The 21,191-nt window shown below is 56.7% G+C and carries 17 protein-coding genes and 2 tRNA genes; 14 read left to right on the forward strand and 5 right to left on the reverse strand.

The annotated features are described in order from the left end of the window. Positions 1-21: 21 nt before the first annotated feature. The 10 genes from PJW05_RS10680 (at position 22) to PJW05_RS10725 (ending at position 11,209) form a co-directional block, all read left to right on the forward strand. Positions 22-1,530, forward strand: a complete 1,509-nt coding sequence (locus PJW05_RS10680; RefSeq protein WP_271411680.1) for a hypothetical protein — start codon at positions 22-24, stop codon at positions 1,528-1,530. A gap of 4 nt (positions 1,531-1,534) precedes the next feature. After that, complete coding sequence (locus PJW05_RS10685) at positions 1,535-2,485, forward strand: NAD-dependent epimerase/dehydratase family protein (protein WP_271411681.1); 951 nt, start codon at positions 1,535-1,537, stop codon at positions 2,483-2,485. Further along, a complete protein-coding gene (locus PJW05_RS10690; RefSeq protein WP_271411682.1) occupies positions 2,482-3,624 on the forward strand; it encodes a glycosyltransferase in 1,143 nt (380 codons plus the stop codon). The genes PJW05_RS10685 and PJW05_RS10690 overlap by 4 nt, the downstream gene beginning before the upstream one ends. 55 nt (positions 3,625-3,679) lie before the next feature. Continuing rightward, positions 3,680-4,537 carry a dTDP-4-dehydrorhamnose reductase family protein gene (locus PJW05_RS10695; protein ID WP_271411683.1) on the forward strand — a complete coding sequence of 286 codons (858 nt, stop codon included), beginning with the start codon at positions 3,680-3,682 and terminating at the stop codon, positions 4,535-4,537. A gap of 22 nt (positions 4,538-4,559) precedes the next feature. Beyond that, a complete protein-coding gene (locus PJW05_RS10700; protein WP_271412202.1) occupies positions 4,560-5,570 on the forward strand; it encodes a polysaccharide biosynthesis protein in 1,011 nt (336 codons plus the stop codon). Next, complete coding sequence (wecB, locus tag PJW05_RS10705; protein ID WP_271411684.1) at positions 5,563-6,690, forward strand: non-hydrolyzing UDP-N-acetylglucosamine 2-epimerase; 1,128 nt, start codon at positions 5,563-5,565, stop codon at positions 6,688-6,690. The genes PJW05_RS10700 and wecB overlap by 8 nt, the downstream gene beginning before the upstream one ends. A gap of 17 nt (positions 6,691-6,707) precedes the next feature. Beyond that, entirely contained in the window at positions 6,708-7,670 is a 963-nt protein-coding gene (locus PJW05_RS10710) for a UDP-glucose 4-epimerase family protein (protein ID WP_271411685.1), read from the forward strand. Further along, entirely contained in the window at positions 7,667-8,677 is a 1,011-nt protein-coding gene (locus PJW05_RS10715) for an MraY family glycosyltransferase (RefSeq protein WP_271411686.1), read from the forward strand. The genes PJW05_RS10710 and PJW05_RS10715 overlap by 4 nt, the downstream gene beginning before the upstream one ends. Positions 8,678-8,819: 142 nt before the next feature. Beyond that, on the forward strand, positions 8,820-10,832 hold the full coding sequence (locus PJW05_RS10720; protein ID WP_271411687.1) for a polysaccharide biosynthesis protein: 2,013 nt from the start codon (positions 8,820-8,822) through the stop codon (positions 10,830-10,832). Positions 10,833-10,891: 59 nt separating this feature from the next. Then, a complete protein-coding gene (locus PJW05_RS10725; protein WP_271411688.1) occupies positions 10,892-11,209 on the forward strand; it encodes a ComEA family DNA-binding protein in 318 nt (105 codons plus the stop codon). A gap of 96 nt (positions 11,210-11,305) precedes the next feature. Here the strand turns inward: PJW05_RS10725 and PJW05_RS10730 are convergent. Together PJW05_RS10730 and PJW05_RS10735 are read right to left on the reverse strand one after the other, a co-directional pair. Beyond that, a tRNA-Asn gene (locus PJW05_RS10730) sits at positions 11,306-11,381 on the reverse strand. A 69-nt stretch (positions 11,382-11,450) separates the two neighbouring features. Then, on the reverse strand, positions 11,451-12,647 hold the full coding sequence (locus PJW05_RS10735; protein ID WP_271411689.1) for an amino acid aminotransferase: 1,197 nt from the start codon (positions 12,645-12,647) through the stop codon (positions 11,451-11,453). A gap of 182 nt (positions 12,648-12,829) precedes the next feature. Here PJW05_RS10735 and uvrB point away from each other — a divergent pair, with 182 nt between their 5' ends. Continuing rightward, a complete protein-coding gene (gene uvrB, locus PJW05_RS10740) occupies positions 12,830-14,845 on the forward strand; it encodes an excinuclease ABC subunit UvrB (protein ID WP_271411690.1) in 2,016 nt (671 codons plus the stop codon). 36 nt (positions 14,846-14,881) lie between these two features. Here the strand turns inward: uvrB and PJW05_RS10745 are convergent, their stop codons facing one another. The 3 genes from PJW05_RS10745 to PJW05_RS10755 form a co-directional block, all read right to left on the reverse strand. Further along, on the reverse strand, positions 14,882-15,727 hold the full coding sequence (locus tag PJW05_RS10745) for an EamA family transporter (RefSeq protein WP_271411691.1): 846 nt from the start codon (positions 15,725-15,727) through the stop codon (positions 14,882-14,884). Between the two features lie 94 nt (positions 15,728-15,821). Next, the gene (locus tag PJW05_RS10750; RefSeq protein ID WP_271412203.1) at positions 15,822-17,321 is read right to left on the reverse strand and encodes an MDR family MFS transporter; all 1,500 of its coding nucleotides are present in this window, start codon (positions 17,319-17,321) and stop codon (positions 15,822-15,824) included. A 49-nt stretch (positions 17,322-17,370) separates the two neighbouring features. Next, positions 17,371-18,417: an HlyD family secretion protein gene (locus PJW05_RS10755; protein WP_271411692.1), complete on the reverse strand. Its 1,047-nt coding sequence runs from the start codon at positions 18,415-18,417 to the stop codon at positions 17,371-17,373. 107 nt (positions 18,418-18,524) lie between these two features. On the opposite strand from PJW05_RS10755, the gene PJW05_RS10760 reads away from it, so the two are divergent. The 3 genes from PJW05_RS10760 (at position 18,525) to PJW05_RS10770 (ending at position 21,175) form a co-directional block, all read left to right on the forward strand. Next, on the forward strand, positions 18,525-19,445 hold the full coding sequence (locus tag PJW05_RS10760) for a LysR family transcriptional regulator (protein WP_271411693.1): 921 nt from the start codon (positions 18,525-18,527) through the stop codon (positions 19,443-19,445). Positions 19,446-19,471: 26 nt separating this feature from the next. After that, on the forward strand, positions 19,472-20,953 hold the full coding sequence (gene gltX / locus PJW05_RS10765) for a glutamate--tRNA ligase (RefSeq protein ID WP_271411694.1): 1,482 nt from the start codon (positions 19,472-19,474) through the stop codon (positions 20,951-20,953). 146 nt (positions 20,954-21,099) lie between these two features. Further along, a tRNA-Ala gene (locus PJW05_RS10770) sits at positions 21,100-21,175 on the forward strand. Positions 21,176-21,191 lie beyond the last annotated feature (16 nt).

The following is a 21,191-nucleotide window of genomic DNA, read 5'->3' on the forward strand; positions in this document are numbered from 1 at the left end:
GTGAGTCCTCCGAGGCCCAACGTGAAGCGCGCCTTGTGGTCCGGAATTGATCAATTTTCTTTCTCGGGCGTGAGTCGCACGTGGATGCATCTGTCTTTTTTGGGGGGCTATCTTTTATTGGCTTTCTGGTCGTTCTTGCATGGTGCGGGAAGCCTCCCGGTTTTAGTGATGTTTCATTTTTCATTCCTGCTTTTGACGCTGCTTGCCTTCGCAGGGTTTAGGAGTGATGGTTATTGTTATCTTGCTTTTTTCTTATTTCTCGGCTTCTGGCTCAAGTGGTTGGTTCATGAGATTTTTGAATATCCATTTGTTGAGCCGGTGGGTAATTATTTGGGCGAGCCAGGGCAGGTAGATGTGGCCCTAAGTATCGCGTCTGTTGCTTCGCTCGGTGTGGCGGCGTCCAGGTTATTACATGTTTACGTTGAGAGGCGTTTTTGCGCGGTCAAACCTGTTTCTGCGAAAGAAAATATTCCTTCAATTTATTCTAGATGGTTTTTACATATTTGGGTTATTTTTGTACTTCTCTCTTTTGTTTTGTATTTTTTTAATTATAGATTTTCTTTTTTTCAGGTTGGTGTGAATGCGCGCCTGGTTCTCCCTTCAGGGGTAAATGCAATAGCTGCCTGGTTGGTGTGCTGTGGTATGCCAATGATTTTTTCTTTGCTGCTGGATTGGGAGATTTCTCGGAAACCGGATCGTTATTGGCCTGCTATTTATGGTGTGTGCATATTTGCTCTTATCATGTCTGTTTCTATGGCAAGTCGCGCGGTGTTGCCATTCTTGTACTTGGCCGTTGGGGGCTGTTTGTACTTTCATAAGCGTGAGTACCTTGTGCGCATGATTGCTTTATGGACATGGCGCTTGCCTCTGCTGATGTCTGGATTCTTTGCGTTTTCGCTAATTTTGGTATCGGCGTTCAGGTTGGACACCTACCAGCCGAGTCAGCCAAGTCAGTCCTCTGTTACATCTATAATTGATTCTGAGAGTCCCTCTAGTCTTTCGGCGCTTGATGTTGGGCGAGCGGAGGACATGATGCTTTACAGAGGGACTTTTTTTCAGGTACTGAGGCTAGGTGTCGATCGCTGGATCGGGATTGAGGGGGCCTTGGCGGTTGCTTCGAGTGAAGGCCAGGGCATCTCACTTCTGATGGCGGGTCTTATGGAGAGACCCAGCGCTGGCGTAGATGCTCTGTACCAGAGAATCTCCGGATCCTTTTATAAACATCAGGAAGGTCTGACGTTTCTTACTCTACCTGGGGCCGCTGCTGTTCTTTTTTACAGTGGCTCGTTTTCCATTGTTTTTTTTGGAATGATGGCCCTGGCTTCGATTGTCTTCTTCGTGGAAAGGCTGGCCGTACGAATGACTGGTAGTCACTTGGTTAGTTCGTGGGTCGCTCTTTTGGTGGCGAATTCCGTGTGTCAGATGAATTTCCCTTATCTCTGGGGGGTTTTTATATTGGAGTGTTGTGTCGCATTGCTGGTGCTGGGATTTACCCATAAGTTCGTGATTCGAGAACACTCCGATGAATGACTCTGTGTTCAAGAAGAAGGTGATTTGTGTAACGGGGGCGTCAGGTTTTATTGGCTCTCACCTGATGCCGCTCCTCTTGGATAATCACGAATTTACGGTGAGGACACTTCGCCGAAGATTGCCTGTGAATAAGCTTGATAATGATGAGGTGTATTTAGGTGATCTAACGGAGCCTGGCACCCTTAGTGCTTTCCTAGAGGGGGGGGATATAGTGATACATCTTGCCCAGCCTGCTTGGGGATGTGAGGGAGATGTAAAGCCGTCGGACTGCTCTGAATTGGCGATGGCGTGTCGCGCGGCAGGTGTAAAGCGATTTCTCTATGTCAGTACGGCAACTGTCGTTGGAAATACCGATGCTGTCATCGTGAATGAAAGTACTCCGTGCGAGCCTCGGAATAATTACGAGCGGCAGAAGTTTAATTGTGAGCTGGCGTTGCGGAAAGGGCTTGGTGAGGATGTCGATCTTGGGATACTTCGGCCGACGGCAGTGTTTGGTCCTAATGGGAAAAACTTGGTCAAACTAGCGCGTGTAATTCTTTACTCTACAGATTGGCGTCGCATTATTCTGCGCTTCCTGCATGGGCGGCGCAGTATGCATCTAATAAGTGTGGAGAATGTCGTTGCCTCGGTTGTCTTTCTCGTTTCTTGTGAAAGAGCGCTGGATGGCAATGTTTTCATTCTCAGCGATGACCACAATGAGAAGAACCACTATCAGGCCATTGATCGGCTCTTGGCGAACGCAGCTGGAAGACGTGGTACGGTCTTTGACGTTGCAATTCCTGCGTGGTTGCTTCGCGTGCTGCTAGCTCTTATGGGGCGTTCTCAAACAAATCCTGAGCTCAGATATGATTGCAGCAAGATTGTGTCTTGGGGATTTCGCCATAAGGTGCATCTGGAGGAGTCGGTTGAGGGTTTTATGCGCTGGTACATCAGTAACCAGGGTGGTAAACGGTGAGAGTGCTGCATGTATGTGATGCGATCGATCCGGCTGTTGGTGGGGGCACTGCTGAGAGAACCTTTCAGCTGGCCATAGCGCTCGTCAGAGCAGGGGTGGCATGCACAGTCTTGGCTACGAATTCTGGAGTCACCAAGGCGCGTATGGAGGATATGAAGGGTGTCGAACTAGCGCTTGTACCCAGCTTGCTTCGTCGCTTCTATGTTCCACGTATTTCGTCTGCCCGGATCGACGAACTCGTCTCACAAGCTGATATTGTTCATTTAACAGGGCATTGGAGCATACTGGGCGCTAGGGTTGCAATGGCTGCCCGTCGACTTGGAAGACCTTATGTCTATTGCCCAGCCGGGTCTCTGCGGATCTTCGGTAGATCCGCTCTATTGAAGAAGGCGTTCAATCGACTGGTCGGGCGCCGAATCGTCAGAAGCGCCTCCCGGTGCTTGGCAGTAACAGCTTTGGAGCGTGAGCAGTTCTATGAGTATGGTGTCACTGACTCACAGATCTTTCTGTTGCCAAATGGCGTAAATCCAGCTGAAAGAAAAGGATCCTCAGGTGAGCGTTTTCGACGTCTTTACGACCTCGAACATAATGCACTGTTATTGCTCTTTCTAGGGCGACTAAGTCCCATCAAAGGCCCGGACTTATTGCTGGAAGCGTTCTGCAGTCTCGCTGGGCGCTTCCCGCAAGCGCACTTGATTTTCGCGGGTGGTGATGAAGAGCTTGGTGGAAAGCTACGAGCCAAAGCGCGAGATTGCGAGGTAGGATCGCGCATTCACTTCGTCGGATTTCTTGGTGGGATAGCTAAGCATGATGCGTTAGAGGGGGTCGATTTGCTTGTGGTGCCATCAAGACAGGAGGCGATGTCTTTGGTGGCTCTCGAAGCTGGGTTGGCGGGAACGCCAGTTCTACTCACTGACCGATGTGGCTTTGATGACGTTGAGCTTGTGGGCGGTGGTAGAGTTGCTAGCGTCAATGTGGAGTCCATTGCTGCGTGCTTGGAGAAGATGCTGAACGAGCCAGTAATGCTTGAGTCCATGGGCGCCCGTTTGAAGCAGTTGGTGCTTGAGCGATACACGTGGGACGGCCTTACGAGAGATTGTTTAGCGCTCTATCGGGAAATCATTTCGGAGAGTCGCTGAGAATGCGAGGCATGGCAGGGGTAAATTATTTGGCTTTCCGGATGGAGTGCTAGGCATGCGTGTTTTGGTATTGGGTGTGACCGGGATGCTCGGAAACGCGGTATATAAAATCTTTGACAGTAGTGATGGGTTCGAGGTTTGGGGTACGTTACGGAATTCCCAGGACAAACATTATTTTCCGGCCACGGCACATGAACGACTTATGTCTGGGGTTGACGTGCTTGACCACGATATGCTGGTGAAGGTGTTAGCGAGGATTAGGCCTCAGCTGGTAATTAATTGTGTCGGGCTTATCAAGCAGCTTGCTGACTCGAAAGATCCTCTTAGTGCGCTACCGATCAACGCGATGCTTCCTCATCGGCTAGCTAATCTCTGCGGATTGTTGGGAGCACGTCTGATCCAGCTCAGTACGGACTGCGTGTTTTCCGGTCGCAAAGGGTATTATGTTGAGGATGACGTATCGGACGCTGAGGATTTGTATGGAAAATCAAAATACATTGGCGAAATACGCGATAATCCTCACGTGATTACGCTCAGAACCTCAATTATCGGGCATGAACTATCCACGAATTTTTCTCTAGTGGATTGGTTTCTTGCGCAAGAGGGGGCGGTTAAGGGGTTCTCCAAGGCAATATTCTCTGGCCTCCCGACCGCAGAGCTTGCGCGTGTTATGAAAGACTTTGTTGCTCCCAATGCCGAACTGAGCGGGCTTTATCATGTTGCGACCAAACCGATTTCAAAGCATGATCTTTTGAAGTTGATCGCTAAGCAATATGGAAAAAAAATCGAGATCACGCCGGACGATTCACTGCAAATTGACCGCTCCTTGAATGGGGCTCGTTTCAATCAAGCCAGCGGTTATGTTGCGCCAGAGTGGTCGCAGCTCATTTCGATCATGCATGAAAGTCGTTAACGAATATTACGGATTGAATCAAATGTTCGATGAAAAAATTCTGATGATCACTGGAGGTACCGGTTCGTTTGGTCATACAGTTCTGAAGCGCTTTCTGGATACGGCTGTTAAGGAAATTCGAATTTTCAGTCGAGATGAGAAGAAACAGGAGGATATGCGAATTGCCTTGGCCAACGATAAGGTAAAGTTCTACATCGGTGATGTAAGGGACTATGACAGTCTCGTGCAGGCTATGATTGGTGTTGACTATGTTTTCCATGCGGCTGCTCTCAAGCAAGTTCCTTCCTGCGAGTTCTATCCCATGGAAGCGGTGCGCACCAATGTGTTAGGAACCGAGAATGTATTGAACGCTTCTATTGCAAGGGGCGTACAGCGTGTAGTAGTCCTCAGTACCGACAAGGCCGTGTATCCGATCAACGCCATGGGGATTTCCAAGGCCATGGCAGAGAAACTGATGGTTGCAAAATCACGGATGATTCCCGCTAATGGCCCGGTGATCTGTGCTACTCGTTATGGCAACGTGATGGCTTCGCGTGGTTCGGTCATTCCGTTGTTCGTCGATCAACTCAAATCAGGTATGCCTCTAACCATCACTGACCCCAACATGACTCGCTTCTTGATGTCTTTGGAGGACTCGGTCGATTTAGTCATTCATGCGTTCGAGAACGGGAAACAGGGGGACATCTTTGTTCAAAAGGCGCCAGCATCTACGGTTCGCAACCTCGCCCAAGCGTTAAAGGAGCTCTTTGGCCAAGATAACCCGCTCACTGTAATCGGGACGCGTCATGGTGAAAAATTGTACGAGTCTCTGGTTTCTCGCGAAGAAATGGCCAAGGCCGAGGATATGGGTAGGTATTATCGAATTCCTGCAGACAATCGCGATCTCAATTACAAGAAGTACTTTGTTGAGGGCGAGGAAAAAATTGCTGAACTGGATGACTATACTTCTCATAATACCGAGAGGCTTGATGTTCAGAGCGTCAAAAATGTGCTCTTGAGGCTGGATTATATTCGTGAGGCCCTGAATGCTTAAGGTCATGACGTTGGTCGGAACTCGTCCGGAACTCATTAAAATGAGTCGCGTGATTGCTGAGTTGGATGAACAGGTAAACCATGTGCTTGTGCATTCCGGGCAGAACTATGACTATGAGTTGAATCAGGTCTTTTTCGATGAATTAGGGATACGTAAGCCGGATCACTTCTTGGGGGCGGCTGGAGATACCACGGCCAAGACTATTGCAGAGGTGATTTCCAAGTCGGATGAAATTTTCGATCTGGAAAAGCCGGATGCTCTTCTCCTCTATGGTGATACGAACACCTGCCTCGCAGTGATCGCTGCGAAGCGCCGAAAGATACCGGTATTTCATATGGAAGCCGGTAATCGCTGCTTCGATCAACGAGTCCCTGAGGAACTCAATCGCAAGGTACTTGATCACCTGAGCGACATAAATTTGGTGTTGACAGAGCACGCGCGTCGGTATTTGATTGCCGAAGGTATTCGTCCAGAGACTATTATAAAAACTGGCTCGCATATGGCTGAAGTGCTTGAGCATTATATGCCAAAGATCCTGGAGTCTGAGGTGCTGGAGCTTTCCGGACTCGAGCCAGGTAAGTATTTTGTTGTAAGTGCGCATCGGGAAGAGAACGTCGACACTGCCGAAAATTTGCGCGATCTACTCTATACCTTGCGAGCTTTGGTCGATGAATACGGTTACCCGGTTATTGTCTCCACGCACCCCCGAACGCGCAAGCGCCTGGAGGCTTTGGGCGAGTCTCTCGAGCATCCGTTAATTTCCTTTGTAAAGCCATTCGGCTTGCTGGATTACATAAAATTGCAGATGTCTGCATTTTGTGTTCTTTCCGACAGCGGAACAATTACTGAAGAAGCGTCATTGCTGAATCTGCCAGCGATCACCATCCGAAACGCCCATGAACGTCCGGAGGGGATGGATGAGGGCACTCTGATCATGAGCGGCCTGAAGGCCGAACGGGTCATGGATGCAGTCCGTATCATCACGACTCAGCATGATCGTCTGCAGCGTGTGATCCCGATTGTGCGCGATTACCGTGCTGGGCCAGTGTCCAAGCAAGTGGTTCGGGTGGTGCTGAGTTACACGGACTATATCAACCGCACCGTCTGGTCCAAGGTCTAACTCTCTAGAGGTTGCTGATGCGCTTATTGCTGACTGGCTCCACAGGATTTGTCGGCGGAGCCCTGTTGCGCAAACTGCAGGAGATGCCTCATCTGCAGATCGTAGCGGCAGTTCGCAGCGCTACCGACAAACTGCCTGGTGCGGTTACCAGGTTAACAGTAGATGGTTTGGCACTCGGCACGAACTGGAAGGACTCGCTGAGGGGGGTTGAAGTTGTGATTCACTGTGCGGCGAGAGTGCACGTGATGAGCGATGTCGAGGCCGACCCACTCGCTGCTTTCCGGCGGGCCAATGTTGAAGGTACGCTCGGTCTGGCCCGGCAGGCCCGGGACGCTGGTGTTCGGCGTTTCATTTTCGTTAGTACGATCAAGGTCAATGGTGAGTCCACTAAGCTCGGTAATCCGTTTACTGCTGATCAGGCGCCTGCGCCCGTCGATCCCTATGGCGTTTCCAAGCTAGAGGCCGAGCAAGGACTTCGTAAAATCGCTGAGGAATCTGCCATGGAAGTGGTTATCGTTAGGCCCACGTTGGTGTACGGGCCCGCGGTAAAGGCCAACTTCCTCAACATGATGCGCTGGGTTAACAGGGGAGTGCCCTTGCCTTTCGGTGCTATTCATAATCGGAGGAGCTTGGTTTCTCTATATAACTTGGTGGACCTGATTATCACTTGTGTCTACCATCCCGCAGCGGCGAATCAGACTTTCTTGGTCAGTGATGGTCAGGATGTTTCGACCACCGAGCTATTGCGTCGTATCGGAGATGCTCTTGGGCGTCCGGCGCGACTGTTGCCCGTCCCCAGCATACTGCTCGAAGTTGGCGCTACCGTATTTGGCAGGCGTGCCTTGTCACAACGGCTTTGCGGTTCTCTCCAGGTTGATATTAACAAGACCCGCGAGTTGTTGGGTTGGACGCCACCCGTGAGCCTGGATGATGCACTGAAGAGAACCGCGAATTATTATCTGGAACATCAAGACAAATGACTATTTGGTGGATGCTCGCGGTGGTCGCGTTGGCATCACTTCTTCTCACGGGGGCTCTGCGCCGCTACGCGCTCAGCCGCAGGCTCATGGACATACCAAGCGCACGGAGTTCACATTCCATGCCGACTCCTCGTGGCGGCGGCGTGGCTATAGTAATTTCTTTTCTCGTTGCCTTGCCCGTTCTATCGCTGCTTGACGTTCTTCCCTGGGGGCAGTCTTGGGCGCTGCTGGGGGCGGGATTGTGTGTCGCAGTCGTAGGGTTCCTGGATGACCATGGCCACATCGCTGCGCGCTGGCGTCTTCTGACCCATTCCACCGCAGCTATCTGGGCGTTGTTCCATCTCGGGGGACTGCCGCACATTGAACTGTTCGGTTTTAAGTTGCAACTGGGGATATTGGGGGCTGTGATAGCAGTCTTTTATTTGGTGTGGCTGCTGAACCTCTATAACTTCATGGACGGTATAGATGGTATCGCCAGTGTAGAGGCAATTTCTGTTTGTCTGGGAGCTACTCTCATCTATTGGTACTTGGGACATATAAGGTTGTCTTTTGCCCCATTGCTACTCGCCATCTCTGTGGCAGGTTTTCTGTACTGGAATTTTCCACCTGCGCGGATATTCATGGGAGATGCGGGGAGTGGCTTTCTAGGAATATCGCTTGGCATCCTTTCATTGCAGGCGGCCTGGGCCGCTCCCCAGTTTTTGTGGAGCTGGCTTGTTCTCCTGGGAGTATTCATTGTTGATGCCACTTGGACACTTTTTCGTCGTCTATTGAGGGGCGAGAAGGTCTACGAGGCACATAGGACTCACGCCTACCAGTTCGCATCGCGCCGCTACGGTCGGCATATGCCCGTCACGCTGGCGGTTTTCGCCATAAATCTTTTTTGGCTATTTCCAATGGCCTTCCTGATCGGCGTGGGGCGAGTGGAGGGTGCTGTTGGGCTGATTGTCGCCTATATTCCGCTTTTCGCACTTGCTGTGAGATTCAAGGCTGGCGAGCGGGAATGAGTCGTGTTGCTTGAAGGCTCCGATTACGGTGCGAAAAAGAGGGGGCTCGAAATCTTGATGGATGCTTCCGCGTATTTGAAGGCGCTCGAGATTGGATGAGTTGTGGGGTTTGTTGTGCAAGTCGTGATTAGACGAGGAAAGGATGACCATAAAGCTGCGTAAATGGCTATTGTGCTTGCCTAGGCGGTACAAAAGGCTCATTCAGGTCCTGGCGGATATCGCCTTGGTCGTGCTGGCCTTGTGGTTGGCGTTTCTGGTTCGCCTCGGAATCGAGGCACCACTCAATCCTTTCCTCATTCATACTTGGCTTTTCTTTGTGGCGCCGTTGGTGTCGATACCCATCTTCATTCGCTTTGGAATGTATCGGGCGGTAATGAGGTATTTTGGTAATGATGCACTGGTTACTATTTTTAAGGCGGTAACGCTTTCTGCATTGCTGCTCGCGCTCATCGTTTACTGGAACCGTGAGCCGGCGGTCAATGTGCCTCGCTCGGTGGTCTTCAACTACTGGTGGGTAAGCCTGGTGCTCATTGGCGGTTTGCGTTTGGTCATGCGTCAGTATTTCCTTGGGGATTGGTACGGTGCAAGCCACGCAATGCCGTTCGTGATGAGGGGGGATGGATTACCTCGTGTAGCGATTTATGGCGCGGGGGCGGCAGGAAATCAGTTGGTCGCTGCGCTGAGAATGGGCCGTGCCATGCGGCCAGTAGCCTTTATTGACGACGACAGCAGTATCGCTACGCGTACCATTGCCGGATTGCAAGTCTACAAACCCAAGCACGTACAGCAGATGATTGATCAAACGGGGGCGACGGAGATTTTGCTAGCTATTCCTTCCGCCTCTAGGGAGCGCCGTCGCGAGATTCTCGCGACACTTGAATGTTACCCGCTTCACGTCCGCACAGTTCCCGGCTTTATGGATCTCGCCAGTGGTCGGGTAAAAGTCGACGATATCCAGGAGGTCGATATTGCCGATCTGTTGGGTCGTGACGCGGTTCTTCCCCGAAAGGAGCTTTTCGAACGATGCATCCGCGATCAGGTGGTCATGGTGACGGGGGCCGGAGGCTCTATCGGCTCCGAACTGTGCCGTCAAATACTGAATTGCGGTCCGCGCACTCTGGTCCTGTTTGAGCATAGTGAGTTCAACCTATACAACATCCAGATTGAACTAGAGCGTCGAGTTTCTCGCGAGTCGCAGAGCGTTCATCTCGTCCCTATTCTTGGCTCGGTTCGCCACCTGGCGCGTCTTAACGATGTGATGCGGACTTGGCGTGTGGACACCGTTTATCACGCAGCGGCGTACAAGCATGTCCCCATCGTCGAGCACAACATCGCTGAGGGTATTCTCAACAACGTGATGGGGACTCTCAACACTGCGCAGGCTGCCATTCAGGCTGGTGTCGAGAACTTAGTGCTGATCTCGACCGACAAGGCCGTGCGTCCGACGAATGTCATGGGCGGGACTAAGCGACTTTCGGAAATGGTGCTGCAAGCATTGAGCGAGGAGTCGGCTCCGGTGCTGGTGGGTGACAATGCGTCGATTCATCGTGTCAATAAGACACGTTTCACCATGGTTCGCTTCGGCAACGTGCTGGGCTCTTCGGGTTCGGTGATCCCATTGTTCCGCGAGCAGATTAAGCGCGGTGGGCCGGTCACCGTGACTCATCCAAATATCACGCGCTACTTCATGACAATTCCTGAAGCTGCCCAGTTGGTGATTCAGGCAGGTTCGATGGGGCAGGGTGGTGATGTATTCGTGTTGGATATGGGCCAGCCGGTGAAAATTGCTCATCTGGCGGAGAAGATGGTGCATCTGTCCGGCTTGACTGTGCGCTCTGACAAGAATCCCAATGGCGATATTGCCATAGAATTCACCGGTCTGCGCCCAGGCGAGAAACTCTACGAGGAACTGCTGATCGGTGACAACGTCAGTCCGACCGAGCATCCGATGATCATGCGGGCCAACGAGGAGCATCTGCCTTGGGATGTATTCAAAGGCATCCTCGCCGAACTGTTCTCCGCGGTCGAGCGTGACGACTACGTCCGAGTAAGGCAGATCCTACGAGAGACTGTGAATGGTTACGCTCCCGAAGAGGAAATTGTTGACTGGATTCATCAGCAACGTCGGATTGAGCCTTCCAAGTCGAGGCGCTAGGGTGACAAGGCGGTTTTGGATGTACCGCCTTCCCCTCTTGATGACAAGGAAAGTTCACGATGATCCGTTTTCGAATTGCCTCGCTGTTTTTCGTTCTTTGCTCGCTTTTACTCGGCTACAACCAAGCTTCGCTAGCTGCCAATGCTCAGCCGGTAGTGGCGAGCGCCGAGGTGCAAGTTGGCAAACTCAATATCAACACTGCCGATGAGGCTGCATTGCAGGCTCAGATGGTCGGTATTGGTGCGGCGAAGGCCAAGGCTATCGTGCAGTATCGTGAGGAGCATGGTCCGTTCTCCTCGGTGGACGATCTGCTGGAGGTCAAGGGCATTGGTGCCAAGACGCTTGATAAGAACCGCGAGAAGCTGATGGTGGAGTGATCGCGCGTGGTATGGAAGAGCCGGTGCATCAGGGCCGGTTTTTCGTTGTGACGCCGCAAAGAAAAAGCCCTCGGCATATGCCGAGGGCTTTTTGTTTGGCTCCGCGACCTGGACTCGAACCAGGGACCCAATGATTAACAGTCATTTGCTCTACCGACTGAGCTATCGCGGATCGGATGCGCGTATCTTACTGATTAGAAAGGAGAAGTCAAGCGCCTGCTTGCGCTTCTTCGGCTTCTGTTCAGAGCACCTTGGTAATGGCTCGGGTGATACTTTCCAGGTTGCTATTGTTCAGCGCGGCAACGCAGATGCGACCTGTGCTGACGGCATAAATGCCGAACTCGTTCTTCAGGCGTTCTACTTGCTCGGCGGTGAGGCCGGAGTAGGAGAACATGCCGCGCTGGCGGGCCACAAAGCTGAAGTCGCGCTTGGCACCCAAGGTGGTCAGTTGCTCGACCATGGCCAGGCGCATGCTGTGGATGCGGGTGCGCATCTCGCCCAATTCCGCTTCCCACATGGCACGCAGTTCGGGGCTGTTCAGCACCGAGGCGACCACGGTGGCCCCATGGGTTGGCGGGTTGGAGTAGTTAGTGCGAATGACTCGCTTGACCTGGGACAGCACGCGGCCGGCTTCTTCCTTCGAGCTGGTTACCACTGACAGGGCGCCGACGCGCTCGCCGTACAGGGAGAAGGACTTGGAGAAGGAGCTGGACACGAAAAACGGCAAGCCGGATTCCGCGAACAGGCGCACGGCGAAGGCGTCTTCATCGATGCCGGCACCGAAGCCCTGGTAGGCGATATCCAGGAAAGGAACGTGCTCGCGCTCGCGCAGGACTTCCAGAACGGCTTTCCAGTCCTCCAGTTCCAGGTCCACACCGGTCGGGTTGTGGCAGCAGGCGTGCAGGACCACGATGGAGCGGGCGGGCAGGGCCTTGAGGTCCTCGAGGAGGCCTGCACGGTTCACCCCATTGGTGGCGGCATCGTAGTAGCGGTAGTTCTGCACCGGGAAGCCGGCGGATTCGAACAGGGCGCGGTGGTTCTCCCAGCTCGGGTCGCTGATCGCGACAACTGCATTCGGCAGCAGGCGCTTCAGGAAGTCAGCGCCGGTCTTAAGGGCACCGGTACCGCCGACTGCCTGGGTGGTGACCACGCGGCCTTCCGCCAGCAGCCGGGAGTCGGCGCCGAACAGCAGCTTCTGCACGGCCTGGTCGTAGGCAGCGATGCCTTCGATCGGCAGGTAGCCGCGCGGGGCGTGCGCATCGATGCGGGCCTTTTCCGCTTCTGCCACCGCACGCAGGAGCGGGATTCGGCCCTGCTCGTTGTAATAGACCCCTACGCCCAGATTGATCTTGGTGGCGCGGGTGTCGGCGTTGAACGCTTCGTTGAGACCCAGGATGGGGTCGCGCGGAGCCATTTCGACGGCAGAAAACAGACTCATGATGCGGCAGCTCGGAGGAGGAGGGTGAGGATGGAAGCAACCCCGAACGATGTGCGCTAGGGGTTGCGCAATCGGGCCGGTATTATAGCGGCCCAGACAGCTTGCGGCGACATCGCCCGCAAGCTTTCCGCCAGGTATGACGCCCGTTCCGCGCAGGTGTCACATCCAATGTCGAGGTTAGTATGTCGGAGTTCCAGCTTGTCACCCGTTTCAAGCCCGCCGGCGACCAGCCGGAGGCCATTCGCCAGATGGTGGAAGGGCTGGACGCCGGCCTTTCGCACCAGACCCTGCTGGGTGTGACCGGGTCGGGAAAGACCTTCAGCATTGCCAACGTCATTTCCCAGGTCCAGCGGCCTACGCTGGTTCTGGCTCCCAACAAGACATTGGCTGCGCAGCTATATGGAGAATTCCGCGCTTTCTTTCCGAATAATTCGGTCGAGTACTTCGTTTCGTATTACGACTACTACCAACCGGAAGCCTACGTCCCGTCGTCCGACACCTATATCGAGAAGGATGCCTCGATCAACGATCACATCGAGCAGATGCGATTGTCGGCGACCAAGGCCCTGCTGGAGCGGCCGGATGCCATCATCGTTGCCACCGTGTCTTCCATCTATGGCCTGGGGGACCCGGCTTCCTACCTGAAGATGGTGCTGCATATCGACCGCGGCGACCGTATCGACCAGCGGAGCCTGCTGCGCCGGCTGGCGGAGCTGCAGTACACCCGCAACGACATGGATTTCGCGCGGGCAACGTTCCGCGTTCGGGGCGACGTGATCGACATCTTTCCGGCGGAATCCGACTTGGAAGCCATTCGTGTCGAGCTGTTCGACGATGAGGTGGAGAGCCTGGCGGCCTTCGATCCCTTGACCGGCGAGGTGATCCGCAAGCTGCCGCGCTTCACCTTCTATCCCAAGAGTCACTACGTCACGCCCCGTGAAGTGCTGCTCGAGGCGGTGGATCAGATCAAGGAGGAATTGAAGGAGCGCCTGGAGCAGCTGCGTAGCGCCAACAAGTTGGTGGAGGCGCAGCGCCTGGAGCAGCGCACGCGTTTCGACCTGGAAATGATCCTGGAGCTGGGCTACTGCAACGGCATCGAGAACTATTCCCGCTACCTCTCCGGCCGGGCTGCCGGGGAGGCGCCTCCCACCCTGTACGATTACCTGCCGGCCAACGCGCTGCTGGTGATCGATGAATCCCACGTCACGGTTCCCCAGGTCGGCGCCATGTTCAAGGGCGACCGCTCGCGCAAGGAAACGCTCGTCGAATACGGTTTCCGTCTGCCCTCGGCATTGGACAACCGTCCACTGCGTTTCGACGAGTGGGAGGCCATCAGCCCGCAGACCATATTCGTTTCGGCCACCCCGGGCCCCTACGAAGGTGAACATGCCGGTCGCGTGATCGAGCAGGTGGTAAGGCCGACCGGCCTGGTGGACCCGGAGGTGGAGGTGCGCCCGGCCACTACCCAGGTGGATGATTTGCTCTCGGAGATTCGCAAGCGTGTCGTGGTCGAGGAGCGGGTGCTGGTCACCACGCTGACCAAGCGCATGGCTGAAGACCTCACGGATTACCTGGCTGACCACGATGTGAAGGTTCGCTATCTACACTCGGACATCGATACCGTGGAGCGTGTTGAGATCATTCGCGACTTGCGCATCGGAGCTTTCGATGTGCTGGTGGGGATCAACCTGCTGCGGGAGGGCCTGGATATGCCCGAGGTGTCCCTGGTGGCGATTCTCGACGCGGACAAGGAAGGCTTCCTGCGTTCCGAGCGCTCGTTGATCCAGACGATTGGCCGCGCGGCGCGCAACCTCAACGGCAAGGCGATTCTCTATGCCGATAACGTAACGGGCTCGATGCAGCGGGCGATCGGAGAGACCGAAAGACGTCGCGCGAAGCAGGTGGCCTTCAACGAGGTCCATGGCATTGTGCCCAAGGGCGTGAAGAAGGACATCCAGGACATTCTCGAAGGCGCCACAGTGCCGGGTTCGCGCAGCAACAAGCGCAAAGCGATGGCCAAGGTGGCGGAGGAGCAGGCGCGTTATGAGGCTGAGCTGAAGTCGCCGAGCGAGATCACCAAGCGTATTCGCCAGATGGAAGAAAAAATGTTCCAGTTGGCACGCGACCTGGAGTTCGAGGCCGCGGCTCAGTTGCGGGACGAAATCCAGAAACTACGAGAGCGTTTGCTCCAGCTCTGAATAAGGGCGCCATCAGGCGCCCTTATTCGTTGATCGTCAGCGGCGGCCGAAGATGATCAGCATCACGCCGGCCAGGGTGGCCAGGCAGGCCATCAGGGTGGCGACTTCCAGTCGCTCGCCGAGGATCAGGAATCCCAGCAGTAGCGCCACCACCGGGTTCACGAAAGCGAAGGTGGATACCAGGCTCGGTCGCACTACGCGCAGCAGCCAGAAGTAGGCGGGATAGACGCCCAGGCTGACGGGAATTACCAGATAAGCCATCCACAGCCAGGCGTCCAGGCTGACGCGGCCCAGATCCACGTGTAGCCAATCGCCACGCCAGAGACCGAACAGCGCGAGGATCAAGGTGCCGGTCAGCATTTGCAGGCTGAGGCCCATCCAGCTGGAGCGGAACGGTGGGCGTTTGCGCAGCAGCCAGGCGCCAATGGCCCAGAGCAGCGTCGCCATGACCACCAGGCCGCCCGCGAACCACTGCTGGAACCCCGCTTCAAGGCCCAGGCCACTGCCCATTAGCATCACGATTCCGCCGCTGGCCAGAGCCAGGCCGCAGAGCACCCAGAGGGGTGGGCGGCGATCCAGCAGCCACTCCAGCGCCACGCTCCAGAGGGGCAGGGTGGTGTAGAGCATCGCCAGCATGCCGGTGGGAAGGAACTGGTTGGCGTAGATGAGGGCGCCCTGGCCGACGGCGATCAGCAGTACACCACCGATCAACGCGCTACCCAGGTCCGTGCGTTGGACCTGTGCCATACCGTTGGCCAGCACCCAGCCCAATGCGAGGAGGCCGGCGAAGAGGAAGCGGAGGGTGGCGATGACGAAAGGTGGCAGTTCGCGCAGAAGGAAGTGGTTGGCCAGGTAGGTGGTGCCCCAGCCGATGTAAATCATGGCAAAGGCACCGATCAGTAGAAGGGTGCGGCGGGATGAAACCTGAGAAGACATGTACAGCCTGAAACGCGGAGCGCCGGTTGCTCGGCGCGGATTAGTGGGCGGCGGCGCCTGCGCCGCCGGTTGTGCCGGCCGGCAGGGTGCGAGTGAGCAGCACGGCAAGCATGCTGATACCGAGGGCGATACCAATGAAATGAAAGGCGTCATTGTAGGCCATGATGCTGGCCTGCTGGTGTGCGATTTCGCTGATTTTGCCGAGGGCCGCTTGCTCGCTGCCAAGCTTTTCGGTCAGCAGCGCAAGGCGTTCGGCGACCTGCGGATTGCTCGGTACCAGGGATTCGCGCAAGTAGTCGAAGTAGACCTTGGCGCGGGCATCCAGCAGGGTGGCGAGCAGGGCAATGCCGATGGCACCGCCGAGGTTGCGCAGGATGTTGAACAGACTGGAGGCGGAGCCGGCGTCCTGGGGCTCGATATAGGCCGTGGCGATCAGCGAGACGGTCACCATCACCAACGGTTGGCCCAGGGCGCGGAGAAGCTGGATCTGGTTGAACTGCGGCCCGGCGAAGTCCGGGTTGAGTACGCCCGAGGCGAAGCTGGCGTAACCGAACAGGCCAAAGCCCAGCGCGCAGAGCAGCTTGGGCGAAATGACCTTCATCAACCGGGGTACCAGTGGGATCAGGAACAACTGCGGAATGCCCATCCACATGATCACTTCACCGATCTGCAGCGCGTTGTAGTTCTGGATTTGCGCCAGGTAGAGCGGCAACACATAGATGGACCCGTACAGGCCCATGCCCAGGCCAACGCTGGAAATGCTCGACAGGCCGAAGTTGCGGTTCTTCAGGATGCCCAGGTTGATCAGTGGGTTGGGGCGCGACACCTGCAGGATCACGAAGAGAATCAGGCTGACCAGGGCAATGCTGCCCAGGCCGACGATCAGCTCGGATTCCAGCCAGTCCTTGCGATGGCCTTCCTCCAGGAACACCTGCAGGCAGCCAAGGCCCAGGCCGAGGGTGACGATGCCGGCATAGTCGGTGCGCTTCAGCAGCTCCCAATGCGGTGCCTTCTTTTCCAGGCCGTAGAGCAGGCCGGCAATCATCAGCAGGCCCGGCGGCACGTTGATGTAGAAGATGTATTCCCAGCCGAAGTTTTCCGTCAGCCAGCCGCCCAGCGTCGGCCCGATGGACGGGGCGAAGGTGGCAGTGATGGCAAACAGGGCCATGCCCTTGGCCCGATGGTGCTCGGGCAGTTTGATCAGGGTCAGGGTGAAGGCCAGTGGGATCAGTGCGCCGCCGGTGAAGCCCTGCAGGGCCCGGAACAGGATCATGCTTTCCAGGCTCCAGGCCATTGAGCAGAGCAGGGACGAGACCAGGAAGCCGATGGACACCCAGACCGCTAGGCGTCGCGCCGAGAGCAACTGCACCAGCCAGGCAGTGAGCGGAATCATGATGATCTCCGCCACCAGGTAGGACGTGGAAATCCACGAGCCTTCTTCCAGCGTGGCGGACAGCGCACCCTGGATGTCCTTCAGCGAAGAGTTGGTGATCTGGATATCCAGCACCGCCATGAAGGCGCCAAGCATGGCGCTCATCACCGCGATCCAGTCGCGCCGACTCGGTTCACCCACTGGGCGAACCAGTGCGTCAGCCACCATGGGTGTCGGCCTTCAGGTGCACCTTGACCAGGACGGACATGCCCGGGCGGATTCGGCCCTTGAGGGGATTATCGGCGGCAAACGTCAGCTTCACTGGGATGCGTTGCACCACCTTGGTGAAGTTACCGGTGGCGTTGTCGGGGGGCAGCAGGCTGAACTGTGCGCCAGAGGCTGCGAACAGGCTGTCCACGCGGGCTTCGATCGGGCTGTTGGGAAAGCTGTCGAACACAAGCTCGGCGGATTGGCCGGGGACCATGTGCTCGATCTGGGTTTCCTTGAAGTTGGCCTGGACCCAGATATCGGCGTCCGGCACCAGGGACAGCAGGTGGGCGCCCACCTGAATGTACTGCCCGTTGCGTGCGGCACGCTGGCCGACGCGGCCGTCTACCGGTGAGCGGATTTCCGTACGACCGAGGTTCAGTTCGGCCTGTGCCACTTCAGCGCGGGCGTTGGCGATCTGCGCTTCCAGGCGCTTGATCTCGGCATTCAGGGCATCCACTTGCTGGCGCTGGGCCTTGAGGTCGGCCTCGGCCTTGGCCACTTGGGAGCGCGCCACGCGGGAGTCGGCGGACAGGGTGGTGACCCGCTCCTCGGAAATGTAACCCGGCTTGCGCAGGGTCTGGGCACGGGACAGGTCGATCTGGGCGCGGCCCAGGGTCGCCTGGCTGGCAGCGACCTCGGCCTGGCTGGCGGCGATCAGGCTGGATTGTTGCACCAGCTTGCTCTGCGCCTGGGCCAGTTCGGCTTCGCGCGTTTCGAGCTGGGCGCGCGCGCGCGCCAGGGCGAGCTTGAAGTCATCGGCTTCCAGGCGTACCAGCAGGTCACCTTTGTTCACCGGCTGGTTGTCGCTGACCAGCACTTCCTCGATGCGAGCGCCCAGCTGGCTGGATATCCGCGTGATTTCGCCCTGCACATAGGCGTTGTCGGTGGTTTCGACGAAGCGGCCGATCAGCAGCCAGTGGGCAAAGAGAGCGGCAATGACCAGGGCCACCAGAGTGATGAACACAAAGAGGCGGCGTTGCAATTTGGCAGGCATGGCGAGGAACACTCGAAGTCTTTGCAGAATGTTGCGAATCTATCAGTGTTCCGTGTTCGCAAATAGCCGTTACAATTCAGAAACTTTGTTGCTTATAGGGAACAATAATGGGGTTGGATGATGCGCTGATCTTCACTCGGGTGGTCGAGTGCCACAGCTTTACCCAGGCAGCCCAGAGCCTGGGGATGCAGAAGTCCACCGTCAGCCGGCGTATCGCCCTGCTGGAAGAGCGATTGGGGGTTCGCCTGCTCAATCGCACCACCCGCAAACTGCGTCTGACCGAAGTGGGCTTGGCCTATTACGAGCGCTGCCGGCAGATCATGCTGGACTTCGCCGAAGCCGAGCAGGCGGTGATGCAGTTGCAGCAGGAGCCTTCCGGCCTGCTGCGGGTCACCGCGCCCATCGAATTCGGTCAATTGTTCCTCGGCAGGGTGTTGGGCAGTTTCATGCGCCAGTACCCGCAGATCACCGCCGAAGTGGAGATCACCTCGCGCAATGTCGACCCGCTGGAGGAGGGCGTGGATATCGCCATCATGATCGGCCAGCCGCAGGATTCCACGCTGATCGCTCGCAAATTGTTCGAAAGCGCCCGACGGCTCTGCGCCAGTCCGGACTACCTGGCGGCCCACGGTACGCCGCGCACGGTGGAGGCGCTCGCCGGTCATCGGGCGGTGCTGCTGCCCCAGGACTCCCAGCGCTACTGGATGCTGCAGGGCGAAAGCGTGCCCTGCCAAAGTGTCCTCTGCTGCAACAACATCACCTTTGCCCGCGAGGCGGTCATGGCCGGCGCCGGTATCGCCGCGCTGCCGCTGATGTTCACCGAACCGGCCGTGCAGCGCGGCGAGCTGATCGAGTTGCTGCCCGAAGCTCGACTGCCCAGCGGTGAAATCTATGCGGTCTATCCATCGCGGCGGTTCCAGGCGATGAAGGTCAAAGCCTTCCTCGACTTCCTGATGCGCAGCCTGCCGGTACAGGAAGGACACTTGCTGGAGCCTGCGGCGGCCAGCCTGATAAGATCGCGCCTTTGATCGTCCCTCAGTTCCGAGAGTCCTACATGACCACCGTCCGTACCCGTATCGCGCCGTCGCCCACTGGCGACCCGCACGTGGGCACTGCCTACATCGCCCTGTTCAACCTGTGTTTCGCGCGCCAGCACGGCGGTCAGTTCATCCTGCGCATCGAAGACACCGACCAACTGCGCTCCACCCGCGAATCCGAACAGCAGATCTTCGACGCCTTGCGCTGGCTCGGCATCGAGTGGGACGAAGGCCCGGACGTTGGCGGCCCGCATGGCCCGTACCGCCAGAGCGAACGCGGCGAAATCTACAAGAAGTACTCTCAGGAACTGGTGGACAAGGGGCATGCCTTCCCTTGCTTCTGTACCGCTGAGCGCCTCGACAAGCTGCGGGCCGAACAGACCGAGCGCAAGGAAACCCCGCGCTACGACGGTCACTGCATGCACCTGTCCAGGGACGAGGCCGACAAGCGCATTGCCGCTGGCGAGCCCCACGTCGTGCGCATGAAGGTGCCGAGCGAGGGTGTCTGCGTGGTGCCGGACATGCTGCGCGGCGACGTCGAGATTCCGTGGGATCGCATGGATATGCAGGTTCTGATGAAGACAGACGGACTGCCGACCTACTTCCTTGCCAACGTGGTGGACGACCACCTGATGGGGATTACCCACGTGCTGCGTGGCGAGGAATGGCTCCCCTCGGCGCCCAAGCTGATCAAGCTGTACGAATACTTCGGCTGGGAGCAGCCCAAGCTCTGCTACATGCCGCTGCTGCGCAATCCGGACAAGAGCAAGCTGTCCAAGCGCAAGAACCCGACCTCGATCACCTTCTACGAGCGCATGGGCTTCCTGCCCGAAGCGATGCTCAACTACCTGGGGCGTATGGGCTGGTCCATGCCGGACGAGCGCGAGAAATTCTCCCTGGCGGAGATGATCGAGCACTTCGACCTCTCGCGTATCTCCCTGGGCGGCCCGATCTTCGACCTGGAGAAGCTGTCCTGGCTGAATGGCCAATGGATTCGCGAACTGCCGGTAGAGCGTTTTGCCGCCGAGGTACAGCAGTGGGCGCTCAATCCCGAATACCTGATGCGCATTGCCCCCCATGTGCAGGGCAGGGTGGAAACCTTCAGCCAGATCGCCCCGCTGGCCGGGTTCTTCTTCTCTGGTGCCGTACCGCTGGACGCCAAGCTGTTCGAGCACAAGAAGTTGAGCCCGGATCAGGTGCGCCAGGTCATGCAATTGGTGCTGTGGAAGCTGGAGGCCCTGCGCCAGTGGGAAAAGGACCGGATCACGGGGGTCATCCAGGCTGTGGCCGAAAGCCAGGGGCTCAAGCTGCGGGATGTGATGCCGCTGATGTTCCCGGCCATCACCGGTCAGGCCAGTTCGGTTTCGGTGCTGGACGCCATGGAAATCCTTGGCGCCGACCTCAGTCGCTTCCGCCTGCGCCAGGCCATCGAGCTGCTCGGTGGCGTGTCGAAGAAGGAAACCAAGGAGTGGGAGAAACTGCTCGCCGCCATCGCCTGATGGCCCTCTGGTCGGTGCCGGGCGGTCCCCGCAGCGACCGAGTTCGGGTAAGTGATTGTTCTTCCAGATAAAAAAGTTCGTCTTGTAGAAAAAATAGTGTTGACAGCGGGAGGGGGCGCCCCTAATATGCGCCCCGTCCTCGCGACGGGGCTATAGCTCAGCTGGGAGAGCGCTTGCATGGCATGCAAGAGGTCGACGGTTCGATCCCGTCTAGCTCCACCACTTCTTTCGAGGTGGG

The organism is Pseudomonas sp. Q1-7, from assembly GCF_028010285.1.
GTDB lineage: Bacteria > Pseudomonadota > Gammaproteobacteria > Pseudomonadales > Pseudomonadaceae > Metapseudomonas.